This window comes from Pseudomonas sp. KU43P (assembly GCF_033095865.1).
Lineage (GTDB): Bacteria > Pseudomonadota > Gammaproteobacteria > Pseudomonadales > Pseudomonadaceae > Aquipseudomonas.
Genome location: NZ_AP019365.1, coordinates 3,046,659 through 3,064,879 on the forward strand (window position 1 = coordinate 3,046,659; position 18,221 = coordinate 3,064,879).

At 63.3% G+C, this 18,221-nt stretch carries 11 protein-coding genes; 2 read left to right on the top strand and 9 right to left on the bottom strand.

Annotated features, from left to right (window positions below):
* Nucleotides 1-92 precede the first annotated feature (92 nt).
* Nucleotides 93-353 (top strand): DUF1652 domain-containing protein, encoded by a 261-nt coding sequence (locus KU43P_RS13860; RefSeq protein ID WP_286912259.1) that lies wholly within the window; start codon nucleotides 93-95, stop codon nucleotides 351-353.
* Here KU43P_RS13860 and KU43P_RS13865 read toward each other — a convergent pair.
* From KU43P_RS13865 to KU43P_RS13895, 7 genes are all read right to left on the bottom strand, one after another.
* A complete protein-coding gene (locus KU43P_RS13865; RefSeq protein WP_317657946.1) occupies nucleotides 350-2,437 on the bottom strand; it encodes a putative bifunctional diguanylate cyclase/phosphodiesterase in 2,088 nt (695 codons plus the stop codon). The two genes, KU43P_RS13860 and KU43P_RS13865, sit on opposite strands and share 4 nt — an antisense overlap.
* 210 nt (nucleotides 2,438-2,647) lie before the next feature.
* The gene (locus KU43P_RS13870; protein ID WP_317657947.1) at nucleotides 2,648-4,135 is read right to left on the bottom strand and encodes an efflux transporter outer membrane subunit; all 1,488 of its coding nucleotides are present in this window, start codon (nucleotides 4,133-4,135) and stop codon (nucleotides 2,648-2,650) included.
* Nucleotides 4,132-7,239: an efflux RND transporter permease subunit gene (locus KU43P_RS13875; RefSeq protein ID WP_317657948.1), complete on the bottom strand. Its 3,108-nt coding sequence runs from the start codon at nucleotides 7,237-7,239 to the stop codon at nucleotides 4,132-4,134. The genes KU43P_RS13870 and KU43P_RS13875 overlap by 4 nt, the downstream gene beginning before the upstream one ends.
* Nucleotides 7,236-10,334, bottom strand: a complete 3,099-nt coding sequence (locus KU43P_RS13880) for an MdtB/MuxB family multidrug efflux RND transporter permease subunit (RefSeq protein WP_317657949.1) — start codon at nucleotides 10,332-10,334, stop codon at nucleotides 7,236-7,238. Before KU43P_RS13880 ends, KU43P_RS13875 begins: the two co-directional genes overlap by 4 nt.
* Nucleotides 10,331-11,632, bottom strand: a complete 1,302-nt coding sequence (locus tag KU43P_RS13885) for an MdtA/MuxA family multidrug efflux RND transporter periplasmic adaptor subunit (RefSeq protein ID WP_317657950.1) — start codon at nucleotides 11,630-11,632, stop codon at nucleotides 10,331-10,333. The genes KU43P_RS13880 and KU43P_RS13885 overlap by 4 nt, the downstream gene beginning before the upstream one ends.
* 238 nt (nucleotides 11,633-11,870) lie before the next feature.
* Nucleotides 11,871-12,371 carry a thiol peroxidase gene (gene tpx, locus KU43P_RS13890; RefSeq protein WP_317657951.1) on the bottom strand — a complete coding sequence of 167 codons (501 nt, stop codon included), beginning with the start codon at nucleotides 12,369-12,371 and terminating at the stop codon, nucleotides 11,871-11,873.
* Between the two features lie 166 nt (nucleotides 12,372-12,537).
* Complete coding sequence (locus tag KU43P_RS13895) at nucleotides 12,538-13,818, bottom strand: serine/threonine transporter (protein WP_317657952.1); 1,281 nt, start codon at nucleotides 13,816-13,818, stop codon at nucleotides 12,538-12,540.
* 280 nt (nucleotides 13,819-14,098) lie between these two features.
* Between KU43P_RS13895 and KU43P_RS13900 the strand changes: the two genes are divergently transcribed.
* Nucleotides 14,099-15,664, top strand: a complete 1,566-nt coding sequence (locus tag KU43P_RS13900) for a metallophosphoesterase (protein WP_317657953.1) — start codon at nucleotides 14,099-14,101, stop codon at nucleotides 15,662-15,664.
* A 44-nt stretch (nucleotides 15,665-15,708) separates the two neighbouring features.
* Here the strand turns inward: KU43P_RS13900 and KU43P_RS13905 are convergent, their stop codons facing one another.
* Nucleotides 15,709-16,908: an aromatic amino acid transaminase gene (locus tag KU43P_RS13905; RefSeq protein ID WP_317657954.1), complete on the bottom strand. Its 1,200-nt coding sequence runs from the start codon at nucleotides 16,906-16,908 to the stop codon at nucleotides 15,709-15,711.
* 230 nt (nucleotides 16,909-17,138) lie between these two features.
* The gene (locus KU43P_RS13910) at nucleotides 17,139-18,164 is read right to left on the bottom strand and encodes an Ldh family oxidoreductase (protein WP_317657955.1); all 1,026 of its coding nucleotides are present in this window, start codon (nucleotides 18,162-18,164) and stop codon (nucleotides 17,139-17,141) included.
* Between the last annotated feature and the right edge of the window lie 57 nt (nucleotides 18,165-18,221).

Sequence of the window (18,221 nt, forward strand, 5' to 3'; positions counted from 1 at the left end):
GCATCGCTGTGCCAAGTGCTATCGTTAGGTTCCCGGCAGCCACCGACGTGGCCAACCGCTCACCGCTTCCAGGTACGGACAAGGAGGCTGGCATGAACAAGATGACATTCCCCAACGCCTGCCAGGTGATGCGCTGGCATTTTCACCCATTGGGTTTCGAAGCCAGCATGGATGCGCCACGCAGCATGATTGCCCGCCTCTTCGACCGGGGCACCGGCGAAACCTTGCTGGCCATTGCCGGCATCCCCTGCAGCGCGATCATGGCGGCAGCGGATGTGGAGCGCATCATCGAGGCCGTCGAGGCCGAGATGGATGCTTTTGTGCCCGCACTCGTATTGCGCGATGCCGTCTAGGCCAGCGCCTCGCTGTCCTCGCGCAATGTCTGCAGCTTGCCCATGAACTGATCAGCCGGCACAGGCTGCCCCAGCAGATAGCCTTGCAGCGAATCGCATCCCAATCGGGTCAGAAAATCCTGTTGCCGATCGGTTTCCACACCCTCGGCGACAATCCGCAACCCTAACGCCTGCCCCAGCGCCACGATCGCCGAGACGATCGCGGCGTCGTCACTGTCCTGCTCCAGGTCGCGCACGAAGCCACGGTCGATCTTCAGCTCGTTGGCGGGCAGGCGCTTGAGGTACATCAGGCTCGAGTAGCCGGTTCCGAAGTCATCGATCGACAGGTCCACGCCCATGTCCGACAAACGCTGCAGCACCGTCAGGCTGGCGTCTGCGTCATGCATGGCGGTGGTTTCGGTGATCTCCAGGGTCAGCCGGTTGGCCGGCAGGCCATTCTCGCGCAGCGCACGGGCGACGCTATCGACCAGCCCGGTGTGGCAGAACTGGATAGCCGACAGGTTGACCGCCATGCGCCAGTGCTCCTGGCCTTGATCAAGCCATTGGCGCATCTGCCGGCAGGCTTCGTCGAGCACCCACTCGCCGATCGGGATGATCAACCCGGTCTTTTCCGCCAGGCCGATGAATCGGTCGGGCAACAACAGGCCGTGCTGTGGATGCTCCCAGCGCAGCAAGGCTTCGGCGCCGATCGGCTCACAGGCCTGGGCGTCGAACTTGGGCTGGTAATGCAGGCGGAACTGGCGCTGCTCCAAGGCCATGCGCAAATCCTGCAGCAGCTGTAGCTGCTGGCGGGCGTTGCTGTTCATCGACACGTCGAAGAAGCTGTAGCCGTTCTTGCCGGCGCTCTTGGCGTGGTACATGGCGGCGTCGGCATTGCGCAGCAGTTCGAGCTGGTCCTGGCCATTGCCTGGGTACAGCACGATGCCGAGGCTGGCGGTAAGCTGCAGGTCGTGCTCGGCAACGCGAAATGCCCGTGACACCAGGTTGACCTGTTTGACCGCCACGTCCATGGCGTCTTCAGGTTCGCGAAGCTCTACCAGCAGCACGAATTCATCCCCGCCGATCCGCGCCAGGGTGTCCTGGCTATGCAGGTGCCCACGCAGGCGCGCGGCCACGGCCTTGAGCAACAGGTCGCCGACATGGTGGCCAAAGGCATCGTTGACCGGTTTGAAGCCGTCCAGGTCGATGAACATCAGGGCGAAACAGCCGCCCTGCTCCGCCACCTTGCCGATGGCCTGCTCGATGCGGTCCGACAGCAGCGTGCGGTTGGGCAGGCCCGTCAGGGTGTCGTGCAGGGCCAGTTGGGTCAGTTCCTGATTGGCCAGGGTCAGCGAGCGGGCCAGTTCCGCGGTGCGGGCCTCCATCCGGGCGTCGAGCACCGAGGTCAGCAAGGCCACCGCAAGCACTGCCAGGGTAGTGATCAACACCAGGTAGACAAGGCTGTCCCCTTGCAATCCACCGCCCAGGGCGCCGCAGAAGCTGCCGTCCGGGAAGTTTGCCGCGGCCATGCCCGTGTAGTGCATGCCGACGATGGCAAACCCCATCAGCACGGCCGCCAGCCCGCGAATCTGGCGCACATACGGGGTATGCCGGCGCAGGCGGAAGGCAATCCACAACGCCGCTGCTGAAGCGCCCACCGCTATGGCCAGGGAGGCGCCGAACAGCGTCGGGTCGTAGTCGATGCCCGGCAGCATGCGCAGTGCCGCCATGCCGGTGTAGTGCATGCAGCTGATGCCCGCGCCCATGATCAAAGCGCCGAAGGCCAGTTGCAGCAGTGGCAAGCTGGCCTGGCTCACCAGCCACAAGGCAAAGCCCGACGACAGCACCGCGATCAGCAGCGACAGCGCGGTCAGGCCGATGTCGTAGCCCAGTTCGATGGGCAGGCTGAAGGCAAGCATGCCGATGAAGTGCATCGACCAGACGCCGACACCCATGGCCAGGGCCCCGCCGCCCATCCACAGGTACACCCCCCGCCCTTTGGCAGTGGCGATGCGACCGGTCAGGTCGAGGGCGGTATAGGACGCCAGGATGGCCACGCACAGCGAGATCAGCACCAGCGAAAAGGAGTAGCTACCGGTCAGCATTGGGAGTTCCAGCGTCGGGACAGGGGGCCCGGAAAAACTGACGATTGTACTCAAGCTTTGGCGAAACGCACGGGGTTTTTGCGAATGGGAACGGGTCCGGCGGGGTGTCAGCACCGGCGTCATCGCCGGCAAGCCGGCTCCCACAGGTAGACCACTGGCCTCGGGGACTGTGGTGTACCTGTGGGAGCCGGCTTGCCGGCGATAAAGTTTCTACTCCTGTTGGGCGAATGCCTGCTCGGCATCCCAGCCACCGCCCAGCGCAGCGATCAACTGCACACTGGCCACCAGGCGCCCCTGCAGCAGGTTGAGCACGCTACGCTCGTTGCTCAACGCCGTGGTCTGCACGTTAACCACATCCAGGTAACCGATCAGCCCGGCGCGGTATTGGTTCTCGGTCAGGCGCAGGGACTCGCGCGCCGCATCCAGCGCCTCCTGGCGCACCACGGCCTCGTCGGCGTACACCTTGAGCTGCACCAGGTAGTTTTCCACTTCCTTGAAGCCGTCGAGCACGGTCTGGCGATACTGCGCCACGGTCTGGTCATAAACGGCAACGGTACGGTCCACCTCGGCGCTGCGTTTGCCGGCATCGAACAGGGTCAAGGCCAACTGTGGGCCCACCGACCAGTAACGGTTGGGCAGTTCGATCCAGTTGCTGAAGCTGCTGCTGGAGTAGCCGCCGCTCATGCTCAGGCTCAGGTCCGGGAAGTACGCAGCGCGAGCTACGCCGATGTTGGCGTTGGCCGCCATCACGTTACGCTCGGCCGAGGCGATGTCCGGCCGCCGCTCGAGCAGTTGAGACGGCAGGCTGACCGGGATCTGCGGCAATGCCGGGATGTTCTTGCTGTCGGCCAGGGCAAAGTCTGCCGGGGCCCGGCCCAGCAGCACGGCGATGGCGTTCTCGAACTGGGCACGCTGCCAGATCAAGTCGATCAGGTCGGCCTGGGTGCTCTTGAGCTGGGTACGCGCCTGGGCCACCGCATCCGGGCCGGCAACCCCGGCGCGGTACTGGTTTTCGTTCATGCGCAATGAGCGCTCGTAAGCCGCCACGGTGGCTTCCAACAGACGCTTCTGTTCGTCGATCACGCGCAGTTGCAGGTAGTTCTGCACCAGCTCGGACTGTTGGCTGAGGCGGATCGCGGCAAGGTCGGCGAAACTGGCTTCGGCGCTGGCTTCGTCAGCGTTAAGGGTTTCGCGCAACTTGCCCCACAGGTCGATTTCCCAGCTCACACCCAGTTGCGCATTGTAGGTGTTGCGAATGCCGCTGCTGTTGTTCGAGAGGCTCGAACTGGAGCTACCGGTGCCCTGCGCTGAACGGTTCTTGCTGGCACTCAGGTCCAGGCTGGGAAACAGCGAGGCACGGCTGCTGCGGACCAACGCCTGGGCCTGGCGGTATTGGGCCTCGGACTGGGCGACGGTCTGGTTGCTGCGGTTGAGCTCCTCCACCAGGGCATTGAGCCCGGCATCACCGTATACCTCCCACCAGGCGCCACGGGCGATGGCATCGGACGGGCTGGCCTGGGTCCAGCCTTCGGCCTGCTTGAACTGCGCAGGCGTGCTCAGCTCGGGGCGGTGATAGTCCGGGCTCAGGGTACAGGCGCTGAGCAGCGCGACGCACAGCCCGGCGCCGACCAGGCGCGAGCCGCGGCCGCAGGTCAGCAGCTTCAGGGCACGGTGAAGTGGAGTCTGGGCAAAAGTCATAGCGGAGTTTCCAGGGCGGCGTCGGTGCGCACGCCGCGCCAACGGTTGAATCGGTGGCGCAGGCGGTCGAGGTACAGGTACACCACCGGCGTCGTGTAAAGGGTCAGGACCTGGCTGAAGACCAGCCCGCCGATGATGGTCAGGCCCAGCGGCTGGCGCATCTCGGCACCCTCGGCGCGGCTGATCAGCAGTGGCAAGGCGCCAAGGATGGCGGCCAGGGTCGTCATCAGGATCGGCCGCAGGCGCAGCAGGCAGGCACGGCGGATCGACTCCTCGGGCGTCAGCCCCTGGTGGCGCTCCAGTTGCAGGGCCAGGTCGATCATCAGGATGGCGTTCTTCTTCACCACACCGATCAGCAGGAACAGCCCCAGCAGCGATATCAGGCTGAACTCGCCGCCAGTGGCGTACAGCGCCAGCAAGGCGCCGACCCCGGCCGAGGGCAAGGTGGAGAGGATGGTCAGCGGGTGGATGTAGCTTTCGTAGAGAATGCCCAGTACCAGGTACACCAGCACCAACGAGCCGAGGATCATGAACGGCTGCCCTTCCTGAGTCTTGGCGAAGGCATTGGCGGTGCCGCCGAGCTTGGCGATCACTTCCTCGGGCAGGCCGACCTTGGCCACCGCCCGCTCCACCGCGGCCATTGCCTGGTCGGTGCTGTAGCCCTCGGCGACATCGAAGGCGATGTCTTCCGAGGCGAACTGGCCCTCGTGGCTGACCCGGTCATTGGCCAGGCTGTTCTCGTAGTGTGCAATGGTCGACAGCGGTACCCGAGCGCCTTCGCTGGTGATCACCTGCACCTGTTCGAGGGTACTTGGGTCCCAGGCGTACTTGGGGTTGATCTCCAGCACCACCTGGTACTGGTTGAGGCTGTCGTAGATGGTCGAGATCTGCCGCTGACTGTAGGCGTTGTTCAGCACGGACGTGACCATGTCCATGTCGATGCCAAGGCGCTTGGCCTGGTCGCGGTCGACCACCAGGGTCACCTGCTGGGTGCCGGAGCCGTCGCGGGCATCGATGGCGGTCAGCTCAGGCAGCGCGCGCATCGCCGCCACTACCTTGGGGAACCACTCGCGCAGGGCCGCGAGGTCGCCGCTCTGCAGGGTATAGAGGTACTGCGAGGACGTCTGGTCGCGGCCACCGCCACCGAGCTGCAAGTCTTGGTCAGCCATCAGGAACAGACGCCCACCGGGAACCTTGGGCAGGTCCCTGCGCAACCGCTCGATGACCTTCTGCGCGTCGAGCTTTCGCTCGCTGATAGGCTTCAGGCGCACCAGAACCATGGCATTGTTGGTGCCGCTGTTACCACCAATGAAGCCGGCCACGCTCTGCACTGCCGGGTCCGCGAGCAAGGCGCGGCGGTAGATTTCCATCTTCGGCTGCATCACGCTGAACGACAGGCCGTCGTCGCCACGGATGAAGCCCATCAACTGGCCGGTGTCTTGCTGCGGCATCAAGGTTTTGGGCACTACCACGTACAAGGCGATGTTCAGGCCGATGGTCGCCAGCAGGCTGAACAGGGTCAGGCGTTTGTGGCGCAAGGCCCAGCCCAGGCTGGTGTCGTAGGCACCGACCATGCGCTGATGCAGGTTGTCGCTCCAGCGCTGCAGGCGAGTCGGCTCGGCGCGGTGAGGCTTGAGCCAGCGGGCGCAGAGCATGGGCGTGAGGGTCAAAGAGACCACCAGCGAGACGATGATCGCCGCCGCCAGCGTGATCGAGAACTCCTGGAACAGGCTGCGCACGATGCCGCCCATGAACAGGATCGAGACGAACACCGCCACCAGCGAGACGTTCATCGACAGCAAGGTGAAGCCGACTTCCTTGGCCCCGAGGAACGCCGCACGCATGGGCGGTTGACCATCCTCGATATGCCGGGAGATGTTCTCCAGCACCACGATGGCATCGTCCACCACCAGGCCGGTGGCGAGGATCAGCGCCATCAGCGACAGGTTGTTCAGCGAGAACCCGCACAGGTACATCACCGCAAATGTGCCCACCAGCGACACCGGCACCGCCAGGCTCGGGATCAGCGAGGCGCGCAGGCTGCCGAGGAACAGGTAGACCACCAGGATCACCAGCGCCACGGCAATCAGCAGGGTGTGCTCGGCCTCCTTGAGGGTGGCCTTGATCACCGGTGAGCGGTCCATGGCCACGTTGAGCTGGACGTTGGCCGGCAGCAGCGATTGCAGGGCCGGCAACTGCGCCTTGATCTGGTCGACCGTCTCGATGATGTTGGCGCCGCTCTGGCGGTTGACCACCAGCAACACCGCGCTCTGGTCGTTGAAGAAGCCGCTGTTGTAACGGTTCTCGACGCCATCGGTGACCGTCGCCACGTCGGACAGGCGCAGGATCGTGCCATTGGCCTGGCGGATCACGATTGGCTCGTAGTCCTTGGCCGTTTCCAGTTGGTCGTTGGCACGTACCTGCCAATTGCGCTCATGATCTTCGACAAAGCCCATGGGCCGGCGCTGGTTGGCATTGGCCACGGCCGTGCGCACCTCGTCCAGCGACAGGCTGTACTGGTTGAGCAGTTGCGGCTCCACGGCGATTCGCACTGCCGGTAGCGAGCTGCCGCCGATCTGCACCTCCCCTACCCCGATCACCTGGGCCAGGCTCTGGGCCAGGATGGTGTCGGCAAGGTCATACAACTGGCCCTTCTGCAGCACGTCCGAGGTCAGCGACAGCACCATGATCGGCGCCTGGGACGGGTTGAACTTCTTGTAGGTGGGCATGCTGCGCATGCCGCTTGGCAACAGGTTGCGCGTGGCGTTGATGGCTGCCTGCACCTCTCGCGCTGCGCCGTCGATGTCACGCCCCTGGTCGAAGCCGATGATCACCCGGGTCGAGCCCTGGTTGGAGCTGCTGGTCAAGGTGCTGACGCCGGCGATGCTGCCCAACTTGCGCTCCAGCGGCGTGGCCACCGTGGCGGCCATGACTTCGGGGCTGGCGCCAGGCAGGTTGGCCTGCACCACGATCACCGGGAAGTCCATCTGCGGCAGCGGCGCCACCGGCAGCAGGCCGAAGCTGACGCCGCCGAGCAAGATGATCGCCAGGCTCAGCAGCATGGTCGCTACCGGCCGGCGAATGAACGGGCCGGACAGGTTCATGCCTGGGCCTGCTGGGTGTCGGTGGCCGGGCGCCAGCGGCGTGCCAGGCGGTCGAAGTACAGGTAGATGACCGGGGTGGTGAACAGGGTCAGCACCTGGCTCACCAGCAAGCCGCCGACCATCACCAGGCCCAGTGGCTGGCGCAGCTCGGCGCCGGAACCGGTGGCCAGCATCAGCGGCACGGCACCGAACAAGGCGGCCAGGGTGGTCATCAGGATCGGCCGGAAGCGCAACAGCGCGGCCTGGTAGATGGCATCCTGCGGGCTCATGCCCTGGTGGCGCTCGGCCTCGAGGGCGAAGTCGATCATCATGATCGCGTTCTTCTTGACGATACCGATCAGCAGGATGATGCCGATGATGGCGATCATGCCCAGGTCGTTACCGCTGAGGATCAGCGCCAGCAAGGCACCGACCGCTGCCGATGGCAGGGTCGAAAGGATGGTCACCGGGTGGATATAGCTCTCGTAGAGCACGCCGAGCACGATGTACATGGTCACCACGGCAGCGAGAATCAGCAGCAAGGTGCTCGACAGCGAGGCCTGGAAAGCCTCGGCGGCGCCCTGGAAACGGGTCTGCACACCGAGCGGCATGCCGATGTCCTGCTGCACCTGCTCGATCACCTTCACCGCTTCGCCCAGCGACGCACCGTGGGCCAGGTTGAACGACATCATCACCGCCGGAAACTGGCCGATGTGCGAAATCGCCAGCTGCGCCTGGCGCTGCTCGATGCGCGCCAGCGCCGACAGGCGCACCTGGCCGCCATCGCTGGCCTTGACGTGGATCGACTCCAGCGCCTGCGGGCCGATGGTCGCCGCATCCAGCGCCTGCAGCACCACACGGTATTGGCTGGCCTGGGTGTAGATGGTGGAAATCTGCCGCTGGCCGAAGGCGTCGTACAGGGCGTTGGTGATCTGCGCGACGTTGATGCCCAGGCGGCTGGCCATGTCGCGGTCGATTACCAGGTACACCTGCAGGCCCTTGTCCTGCAGGTCGCTGGCCACGTCCTGCAGCTCGGGACGTTGTTGCAGGGCTTCGACCAGCTTCCCGCTCCACTGCGCGAGCAGGTCGGCGTCGGGCGACGACAGGCTGAACTGGTACTGGGTGCGGCTGACCCGGTCCTCGATGCTCAGGTCCTGTACCGGCTGCATGAACAGGCGGATACCGACCAGCTTGTCGAGCTGCGGCTGCAGGCGGCTGATGACCTCGGCCGCAGTCACGTCACGCTCGCCGTGGGGCTTGAGGTTGATCAGCAGGCGGCCGCTGTTGAGCGTGGCGTTGTCGCCGTCCACGCCGATGTACGACGACAGGCTCTGCACCGCCGGGTCCTGCAGGATCACCTTGCTCAGGGCCTGCTGGCGTTCGCTCATGGCTGCGAACGAGGTGGACTGCGGCGCCTCGGAAATACCCTGGATCACACCCGTATCCTGGGCCGGGAAGAAGCCCTTGGGCACCGCCATGTACAGCACCACGGTCAGTACCAGGCTGCCCACGGCCACCAGCAGGGTCAGCGGCTGGTGCTTGAGCACCCATTGCAGGCCACGGCCATAGTGTTCGATCAGCCAGTCGATCCAGGCGCCACTGGCACGGTAGAAGCGGCCCTGCTCCTCTTCCTTGGGCTCACGCTTGAGCAGGCGAGCGCACATCATCGGCGTCAGGGTCAGCGACACCACCAGGGAAATCAGGATCGCCACCGCCAGGGTGATGGCGAATTCGCGGAACAACCGGCCGACCACGTCGGCCATGAACAGCAGCGGTATCAGCACCGCGATCAGCGAGAAGGTCAGCGAGATCAGGGTGAAACCAATCTGCCTTGCGCCTTTGAGCGCCGCCTGCAACGGCGTCTCGCCCTCTTCGATATGGCGGGAAATGTTCTCCAGCATGACGATGGCATCGTCGACCACGAAACCGGTGGCGATGGTCAGGGCCATCAGCGTCAGGTTGTTGATCGAGAAGCCGGCCAGGTACATCACCCCGAAGGTGCCGATCAGCGACAGCGGCACGGCAATCGAGGGGATCAGGGTGGCGCTGAAACGGCGCAGGAAGACGAAGGTGACCATCACCACCAGAACGATGGCGATCAACAGTTCGTGCTGCACGTCCTTTACCGCGGCGCGGATGGTCTGGGTACGGTCGGTGAGCACCGAGACGTCGAGGCCGGCCGGCAGGTTGTCGGTGATCGACGGCAGCAGTTCCTTGATGCGGTCGACCACTTCGATGACGTTGGCACCTGGTTGGCGCTGAATGTTCAGCAGCACGGCCTGGTTCTGGTTGGCCCAAGCAGCCAGGCGCTCGTTTTCGGCGCCGTCGACGATTTCGGCAACGTCCCTCAGGCGCAGCGGCGCACCGTTGTTGTAGGCCAGGATGAGGTTGGCGTACTCCTCGGGGGAGCGCAGCTGGTCGTTGGCGTCGAGCATCGACACCCGGGTCGGGCCGTCGAAGTTGCCCTTGGGCTGATTGACGTTGGAGGCGCCGATCAGGGTGCGTACGTCGTCGAGGTTGAGGCCGTTGGCGGCCAAGGCATCGACATTGACCTTGATGCGCACCGCCTGGCGTTGACCACCGGCGATGCTGACCATGCCCACCCCGCTGATTTGCGCGAGTTTCTGCGCCACGCGGGTGTCGACCAGATCGTTGAGTTTGGGCAAAGGCATGGTCTTGCTGGAAATCGCCAGGGTCAGCACCGGGGTATCGGCCGGGTTGACCTTGTTGTACACCGGCGGCGCCGGCAGGTCGCTGGGCAACAGGTTGCTGGCGGCGTTGATCGCGGCCTGCACCTGTTGCTCGGCAACGTCCATGTTCATGTCCAGGCTGAAACGCAGGGTCAGCACCGAGGCACCACCGGAACTGGTCGAGGCCATCTGGGTCAGGCCGGGCATCTGGCCGAACTGGCGCTCAAGGGGCGCTGTGACGGCGCTGGTCATCACCTGGGGGCTGGCGCCGGGGTACAGAGTCATGACGCGGATGGTCGGGTAGTCGACCTGAGGCAGCGCTGCGACCGGCAGCAACTTGTAGGCGATCAGGCCGGCCAGGACGATGGCCAGCATGCTCAGCGTGGTGGCGACCGGGCGAAGGATGAACAGGCGCGACAGGTTCATGCGCCCGCCTTGCCCGCTGCATTGCCCAGTTGTGCTTCACCGGCCTGGGCCGAGCCCTTGGCGTCCTGGCCTTGCAGGTGCTGGCCGGGGGTGGTCGGCACTTGCGAGCTGTCCTCGACGACCTCGACCTTGGTGCCTTCGCGCAGGCGGTCAGTGCCTTCGAGCACCAGGCGCTCACCGGCCTTCAGGCCTTCGACGATCACGCTGTTCTGGCCGTCGCTGGCACCGACCTTGAGCTTGCGGATATTGACCGTGTTCTCGGCATTGACCACATAGGCGAAGGTGCCGTCGTTGCCGAACTGGATCGCCGCCGCCGGGGCCATGACCACCTGCTTGAGGGTGTCTGCCAGCAAGCGCACATTGACGAACTGGTTGGGGAATAGCGCCGAGTCCTTGTTCTCGAAGCGGCCCTTGAACTTGAGGGTGCCGGTGGTGGTATCGATCTGGTTATCGATACTGCCGAGCACACCGCTGGCCTGCATTTTATTGTCGCTGCGGTCCCACGCCTCCACCGGCAGGCTGGCGCCGCTGCGGTAGCGCTCGAGCACGGTGCTCAGCTCGGTTTCCGGCAGGGTGAAGGCCACGCTGATCGGCTCGGTCTGGGTGATGACCACCAGCGCGGTGGCGTCGTTGGCTGCCACCAGGTTGCCCAGGTCGAGCTGACGCAGGCCTACGCGCCCACTGATCGGCGAGCGGATCTGGGTGAAGTCGAGGTTCAGCCTGGCATCGCTGACCTGGGCCTGGTTGGTCTTGACCAGCCCCTGGAACTGCGCCACCTGGGCCTCGGCGGTGTCGAGGGTCTGCTTGGCGATGCTGTCTTCGGCGTACAAGCCTTTATAACGTGCCAGGTCGACCTGGGCGTTCTTGAGCTGCGCCTGGTTCTGCGCCAGGGTGCCTTCGGCCTGCTGCAGGGCGATGCGGTAGGAGCGTGGGTCGATTTCGGCCAACAGGTCGCCGGCCTTCACCTGCTGCCCTTCCTTGAAGTGAATCTTCACCAACTCGCCAGCCACGCGGCTGCGCACATTGACCGTGTTGAGCGCGGTGACCGTGCCCAGGGCCTTGTAATAGAGCGGGAAATCACCCACCCGCACCGGCTCGACGCGCACCGGTACCGGGTCGGTGGAGCCGCCGAAGCCTGGCCGCCCGCCCATGCCCATGCCTTTGCCCGGGCGCCCGCCCACCGCCTCTTTATGGGCAGGCGTTGCGGGCCACAGCCACCAGGCCAGCACGGCCACCAGCAGCAGGATCAGCAGGCCTACGAGCCAGCGACGGGGGGATCGGGAGACAGAAGCTTGCATGGGTTGAACGAACCTTGTTCGAGATGACGACTTGGGGAGGATGCACGATAAGCACTGGCATCGTTTTAGCAAAGGGCCTTTACCAGAGGTTTACCTTTGCCTGACGTTGCCAAGACACTGAACTTTAAATGAAAACGGCCCGGAACGTATTCCGGGCCGTTTCAAGGTGTTGCTTCGAGAGCGAGCGGTACAAAGAGTTCCTTTGCGCGCCCGGCCCCGACGTCCCTTCAGTCGAACCTTACTTCAGAACAGCCAGCGCTGCTTCATAGTTAGGCTCGTCGGCAATTTCGCCAACCAGTTCGCTGTGCAGCACTTTGTCGTTCTCGTCCAGCACCACCACGGCACGTGCAGCCAGGCCGGCGAGCGGGCCGTCGGCGATGGCGACGCCGTAGTTCTGCAGGAACTCGACACCACGCAGGGTCGACAGGTTCTGCACGTTTTCCAGGCCTTCTGCGCCGCAGAAGCGAGCCTGGGCGAACGGCAGGTCGGCGGAAATGCACAGCACCACGGTGTTGGCCACGTCATTGGCCTGAGCGTTGAACTTACGCACGGAGGTGGCGCAGGTCGGGGTGTCGACGCTTGGGAAGATGTTCAGCACCTTGCGCTTGCCGGCGAAGTCCTTCAGCGAGGTGTCGGCCAGGTTGCCGGCTACCAGGGAGAAGGCTGGCGCCTGGGCGCCGGCTTTCGGCAGTGTGCCTTTGACTTGAACCGGGTTGCCTTTGAGAGTCACTTGAGCCATGGACGAAATCCTTATGCGGGGTTTGAAAAAGACCCTGAGTTAAGCATGAAGGCGGCCGTGTGCCTATGGGGGTAGCTAAATTGTTCTATTGCCTGACATTTTCTGTGGACAAAAAAATGCCCGATTGGCCACAAGCCAATCGGGCATTTTCACACCAGGTGCTATATCAGGCCACCAGGCCGTATACCACCGAGGTCAGAGCCACCAGGCCGATGACCGTGACGAACACGTTCGACAGCGCTCCACTGTACTTGCGCATCGAAGGCACGCGACGAATGGCGTACATCGGCATCAGGAACAGCAGCACCGCGATGATCGGGCCGCCCAGCGATTCGATCATGCCGAGGATGCTCGGGTTGAGCGTGGCGACGATCCAGCACACCACCAGCATCAGTGCAGCAACCACACGGTCCAGAGCCTTGGCGCCTGGGCGAGCGCCGGTCTTGGCGATAATGCCCTTGAGGCCTTCGCTGGCGCCGATGTAGTGGCCCAGGAACGACTTGGCGATGGCGATGAAGGCGATCAGCGGTGCGGCAAAAGCGATGGTCGGGTTGCTGAAGTGGTTGGCCAGATAGGACAGGATCGACAGGTTCTGCGCTTTCGCTTCGGCCAGCTGGGCGCTGTCGAGGGTCAGCACGCAGCTGAACACGAAGAACAGCACCATGGCCACCATCAACAGGTGCGCACGGCCCAGGATCTGCCCGCTGCGCTCGTCGGCGTGCTCGCCGTAGCGGCGCTTCTGGTCGACGGCGAAGGCCGAAATGATTGGCGAGTGGTTGAACGAAAACACCATCACCGGAATCGCCAGCCACACGGTGTGCAGGAAGGCCGAACCCGACGGCAGCTGGCTGGCGCTGTCGAGAATGCCACCCGTCCAGTGCGGCACCAGGTACAGGCCCAGCAGCGCCAAAGCGACGATGAACGGGTACACCAGCAGGCTCATCACCTTGACCGTGGCCTGCTCGCCACAGCGAACGATGGCCAGCAAACCGAGAATCAGCACGAACGACAGCATCGCCCGCGGTGGCGGCTCGATGTGCAGTTGGTGCTCCATGAAGCTGCTGACCGTGTTGGTCAGGGCCACGCTGTAGATCAGCAGGATCGGGAAGATGGCGAAGAAGTACAGCACGGTGATCAGCGCACCGGCCTTGATGCCGAAATGCTCTTCGACCACTTCGGTGATGTCGCCGCCATTGCGCCCGGAGAGCACGAAGCGGGTGAGGCCACGGTGGGCGAAGTAGGTCATGGGGAAGGCCAGCGCGGCCAGGATCAGCAGCGGCCAGAAACCGCCGAGGCCGGCGTTGATCGGCAGGAACAGCGTGCCGGCGCCGATGGCGGTGCCGAACAGTCCCAGCATCCAGGTGGTGTCGTGACGCGACCAGCTCTGCAGCGCTGCTGGGGTCGATTCTTCGAAGCGTTGTTCAACGCTTGGGGCCTGCTCATTCATTCCGGGTGAAGCTCCACTCGCAAGACTGCAACAGGCTGAGAATGGCGAAATAGACGTTCCGCCCTACTCAACCGAATAAAGAAGGGCGCGATTGTGCGCTCATTGGTTGCACTTTGGAAAGCCCCGCCCGAGGGACGGTTGCACCTCACCATAGAAAAAGGTTGCCCCTTCCGATCCCGCACCCTCATACGAACGTTTGATTACCTGTTAAAAGTGCTAGGTTACACAACTCAATGGGTGTTGTAGCGTCAAGACTCAGACTTGATTAGATGATCTCGACATGCATACCTTCAGTTCCGCTCGGCTCATGTTTATAGGGTCGTTACTTATCGGCTTGCACACGGTATGCCCTTCAACGGCATCGGCCACTACACGGCTTGACGACACGATTCAGCGGTTCGTCGTGCGCTCAGACACTCAATACCCTCGAACAGAAGAAACCCACGACGACCCGGAAGAATCCATTCGCCTTTTGACGCTTCAAGACAATGCAATCAATACGTGGCGTCGGCAATTTGAAGGAACCGTTCCCGTTTTTCTCAATGGTGACGTGACCGAATTTGGCCATAGCGGCGAATGGTCGGTCATGAATAGGCACTTGGATAACGTAACCCCGACTTACTATGGCCTAGGCAACCATGATTATGACAACAACGTGGATGACTGCTTGCTCAATCTATGCGCCGAACGCTCCCTGAAATTCCTCGAAGCGTCGTTTTCTAAATGGCAGGTGGAGGACAAAGATGTTATTCGAAGGAACGACGGTGTCTGGCAAGGCAGTTATGGCTACAGCAAAACGGTAGGTGCCATTACCTTCATTCAGCTGAATAACCATTATAACTATTCAAGACGCTTCACGAGCGGGACCAACACCCACTATGAGATCACCCCTTCGCTTGACTGGCTGGAAAAGCAACTGGTCAAGGCGCAGGCCAATGGGAAATTCATCGTCATCAACCTACATCGCCCACCCGCAGACAGCACATACGGTAGCGAGGCGGATCGCGAGAGGTTTTATCAGCTCGTCAATGCGTTCAAGGTGCTTGCAATTTTCCATGGCCACACGCATGAAGCTGCTAGAAGGGCCTCTATTGGCGTAACCCCCGTCTATGATTCCGGCGCCAGTTTCAAACAGACGTTCCTGGTCAGCGAACTCGACGAAGGCGCCAACGCGTTCACCACCTTCCTCGCACGCAACAATACAGTCGGCTCAACGCCGTTGGACAAGGTGGACATCCGTTTGCTCCCTCCGTTACCCACCTTCAGTTTCCAGAATCAACCCGGCGGCGGTGCCATCGTGGCCACGCTGGCATATGATAATACGCCACGTTCATTTCACTTGCCCATCATTGAACTTTCAATCGATGGCGGTGCGTTCAAACGTTACACCCCCAGCAACAACGTCATCTTGATGTATGACTTAAAGCCTAGGACCACCTACACGTACAAAACAAGACTGTACCTGGCAGCGGGTGGCAACCCGATACGGGTGGACGACGGAAGTTTTGAAACACCCGCCATTGAATCGCCCCCTACCGACCTGTGCGTCAACTTCTTTGATGCCATCGATGGCTGGTTTGAACTCAAATGGAAACCACCCACCCCACCCTTCACCATGCCCTATGCAATACAAGTGGAAGCAAACGAACCCGCGCATGCGACATGGGTGGTACGCAGCATTGGGGAGTTCAGGCAAACAACGACGCAAGTTGTTAGGTATGAAGAAAAGGGCAGAAACCCATTCAACATGTCGTACAGCGTGTTCTACTGGAGCCCAACCCTTGGGTACAGCGCCACGGCGACTCTCAAAGGAGAGGATCTGCTCAAGTCTGGCTGCCAGTACTAAGAGGCGGGCGCTGCACGCGCCCGCCTTGCCTAGCTCGCATCATCTCAAGCTTGATGCACTGCCGCAAAAGCCTCGGCCACCCGTTGCAGGTTGGCCGGGCGCAACCCGGACATGCACACCCGGCCGCTGTCGATCAGGTACACACCGAACTCGTCACGCAGGCGACGGACCTGCTCGACGCTGAAGCCGGTGTAGCTGAACATGCCACGCTGGCGCAGGAAGAACTGGAAGTCCTGGCCCGGCAGCAGCACGGCCAGCGCATCGACCAGCGCCTGGCGCATGTCGAGGATACGCTTGCGCATCACTTCCACCTCTTGCGCCCACTGGGCATTCAGGGCCGCATCGCCGAGCACGCCGGCCACCAGCTGGGCACCGAAGTTGGGCGGGCTGGAGTAGTTGCGGCGCACGGTGGCCTTGAGCTGGCCGAGGACGCTCTGGGTAGTGGCCTCGTCATCGCAGACCACCGACAGGCCGCCTACGCGTTCGCCATACAGCGAGAAGATCTTCGAGAACGAGTTGCTGACCAGGCACGGTACGCCGGCACGGGCCATTTCTCGAATGGCGAAGGCATCTTCAACCAAGCCTTCAGCAAAGCCCTGGTAGGCGATGTCAAGGAACGGGATCAGCTGGCGTGCCTTGACCACTTCCACCACCTGTTGCCACTGGTGCTGCTCAAGGTCGGCGCCGGTGGGGTTATGGCAGCATGGGTGCAGCAGCACGACGCTGTTGGCCGGCAGAGTCTGCAGGGTGGCCAGCATGCCTTCGAAGTCGACCCCGCGGGTAACCTGGTCGAAGTACGGGTAGGTGTGCACCTTGAACCCGGCGCCTTCGAAGATGGCGCGGTGGTTGTCCCAGGTCGGGTTGCTGACCCAGACTTCCGACTGCGGGAAGTAGCGCTTGAGGAAGTCGGCACCGACTTTCAGCGCGCCGGAGCCGCCGACGGTCTGCACAGTGGCCACGCGCTTGCCGGTCACCGCCGGGTGATCGGCGCCGAACAGCAGTGCCTGGATCGCCTGGCGGTAGCTGGCCAGGCCTTCCATCGGCAGGTACAGCGAGGCCTCGTGGTCTACGCCAGCGATGCGTTTTTCCACCGCATCCACTGCCGCCAGTTGCGGCACCACGCCGGCCTCATCGTAGTACAGGCCGATACTCAGGTTGACCTTGTCGGCGCGCGGGTCGGCCTTGAAGGTTTCCATCAGCGAGAGAATCGGGTCGCCGGCATAGGCATCGACATGTTTGAACACAGCGTGCAGCTCCTTGGATCAGGACAGTTCGGAATGACTGCCCTGAGGATACCCGCAGTCGCGGGGAAGGAACATCACCTAATGTGCAAGGTTGTCTATGCAAGATTGCATGGGGGCCTGGTGGTGAGGCAACCGGCCCTGCCGCCGGCAAGCCGGCTCCCACACCCACCCTCTGATCTTGTGCACTGCGGCATCCTTGTGGGAGCCGGCTTGCCGGCGATGAGGCCCGCTCAGCCAGCCAACCCCTCAAGCTCCTGCAACTCCCGCGCGGTCACCGCCACCCCTTCTCGCTCAGCCACTTCCCGCTCCCGATAACGCCGCTCGCCCGGCATCCGCGGCAAGCCCACCGCCTGCATCTGCTCGACCAGCTCCCGGCTGCGCAGGGCAAACCGCTCACCTTCGGCCTTGCTCGGGTCGATGACGACGATCAACTGCCCGGTCCAGGGCGTCTTGGCGCCCGGATGGCCCGACCAGTCGAACTCCCAGGAGAAATGCCCACCCGTCAGCGCCGCCGCCAGCAACTCCACCATCATCGACAGGGCCGAGCCCTTGTGCCCGCCGAACGGCAGCAAGGCCCCACCTTCGAGGATGGCCTTGGGGTCGGTGGTCGGCTGGCCATCGGCATCCACGCCCATGCCTTCGGGCAATGACTGCCCGGCGCGCGCGGCGATCTGAACGTCACCGTGGGCCATGGCGCTGGTAGCCATGTCGAAGACGATAGGGTCATGCCCTGCGCACGGGGCGGCGAACGCGATCGGGTTGGTGCCGAACAACGGCTTGCGCGCCCCGTGCGGCACGACGCAGGTCATGCTGTTGACCACGCTCAGGGCCACCAGGCCCTCTTCGGCGAATGGCTCGACATCCGGCCACAGCGCAGCGAAATGGTGCGAATTGTGGATCGCCAGCACGGCGATGCCGGCACTGCGCGCTTTCTCCACCAGCAGGCCGCGCGCGGCAGCCAGGGCCGGCTGGGCAAAGCCACCGCCAGCATCGACCCGCACGAACGCCGGTGCCACATCGGTGACTTGCGGCACAGCCTGGCCATTCACCCAGCCGCTGGCCAGTGTCGAGACATAGCCTGGAATGCGGAACACGCCATGGCTGTGGGCGCCGTCGCGCTGGGCGCTGGCGCAGTTGTGGGCAAGCACGCCAGCCACGCTTTCGCTGCAGCCGTGGCGCTGGAGAATGGCTTGCAGCAGCCCCTGCAACTGGCTGAACGGCACGCGCACGACAGGGCTGTTGGAAGGTGCGGACATCTGTAGCTCCTTATTGGAATTGGAATGGCAACAGCGTTGGCAACGACAAAAACTTTC

Coding starts and splice junctions, on each gene's coding strand:
- KU43P_RS13860 (WP_286912259.1), top strand. CDS start 93: ATGAACAAGATGACATTCCCCAACGCCTGCCAGGTGATGCGCTGGCAT.
- KU43P_RS13865 (WP_317657946.1), bottom strand. CDS start 2,437: ATGCTGACCGGTAGCTACTCCTTTTCGCTGGTGCTGATCTCGCTGTGC.
- KU43P_RS13870 (WP_317657947.1), bottom strand. CDS start 4,135: ATGACTTTTGCCCAGACTCCACTTCACCGTGCCCTGAAGCTGCTGACC.
- KU43P_RS13875 (WP_317657948.1), bottom strand. CDS start 7,239: ATGAACCTGTCCGGCCCGTTCATTCGCCGGCCGGTAGCGACCATGCTG.
- KU43P_RS13880 (WP_317657949.1), bottom strand. CDS start 10,334: ATGAACCTGTCGCGCCTGTTCATCCTTCGCCCGGTCGCCACCACGCTG.
- KU43P_RS13885 (WP_317657950.1), bottom strand. CDS start 11,632: ATGCAAGCTTCTGTCTCCCGATCCCCCCGTCGCTGGCTCGTAGGCCTG.
- tpx (WP_317657951.1), bottom strand. CDS start 12,371: ATGGCTCAAGTGACTCTCAAAGGCAACCCGGTTCAAGTCAAAGGCACA.
- KU43P_RS13895 (WP_317657952.1), bottom strand. CDS start 13,818: ATGAATGAGCAGGCCCCAAGCGTTGAACAACGCTTCGAAGAATCGACC.
- KU43P_RS13900 (WP_317657953.1), top strand. CDS start 14,099: ATGCATACCTTCAGTTCCGCTCGGCTCATGTTTATAGGGTCGTTACTT.
- KU43P_RS13910 (WP_317657955.1), bottom strand. CDS start 18,164: ATGTCCGCACCTTCCAACAGCCCTGTCGTGCGCGTGCCGTTCAGCCAG.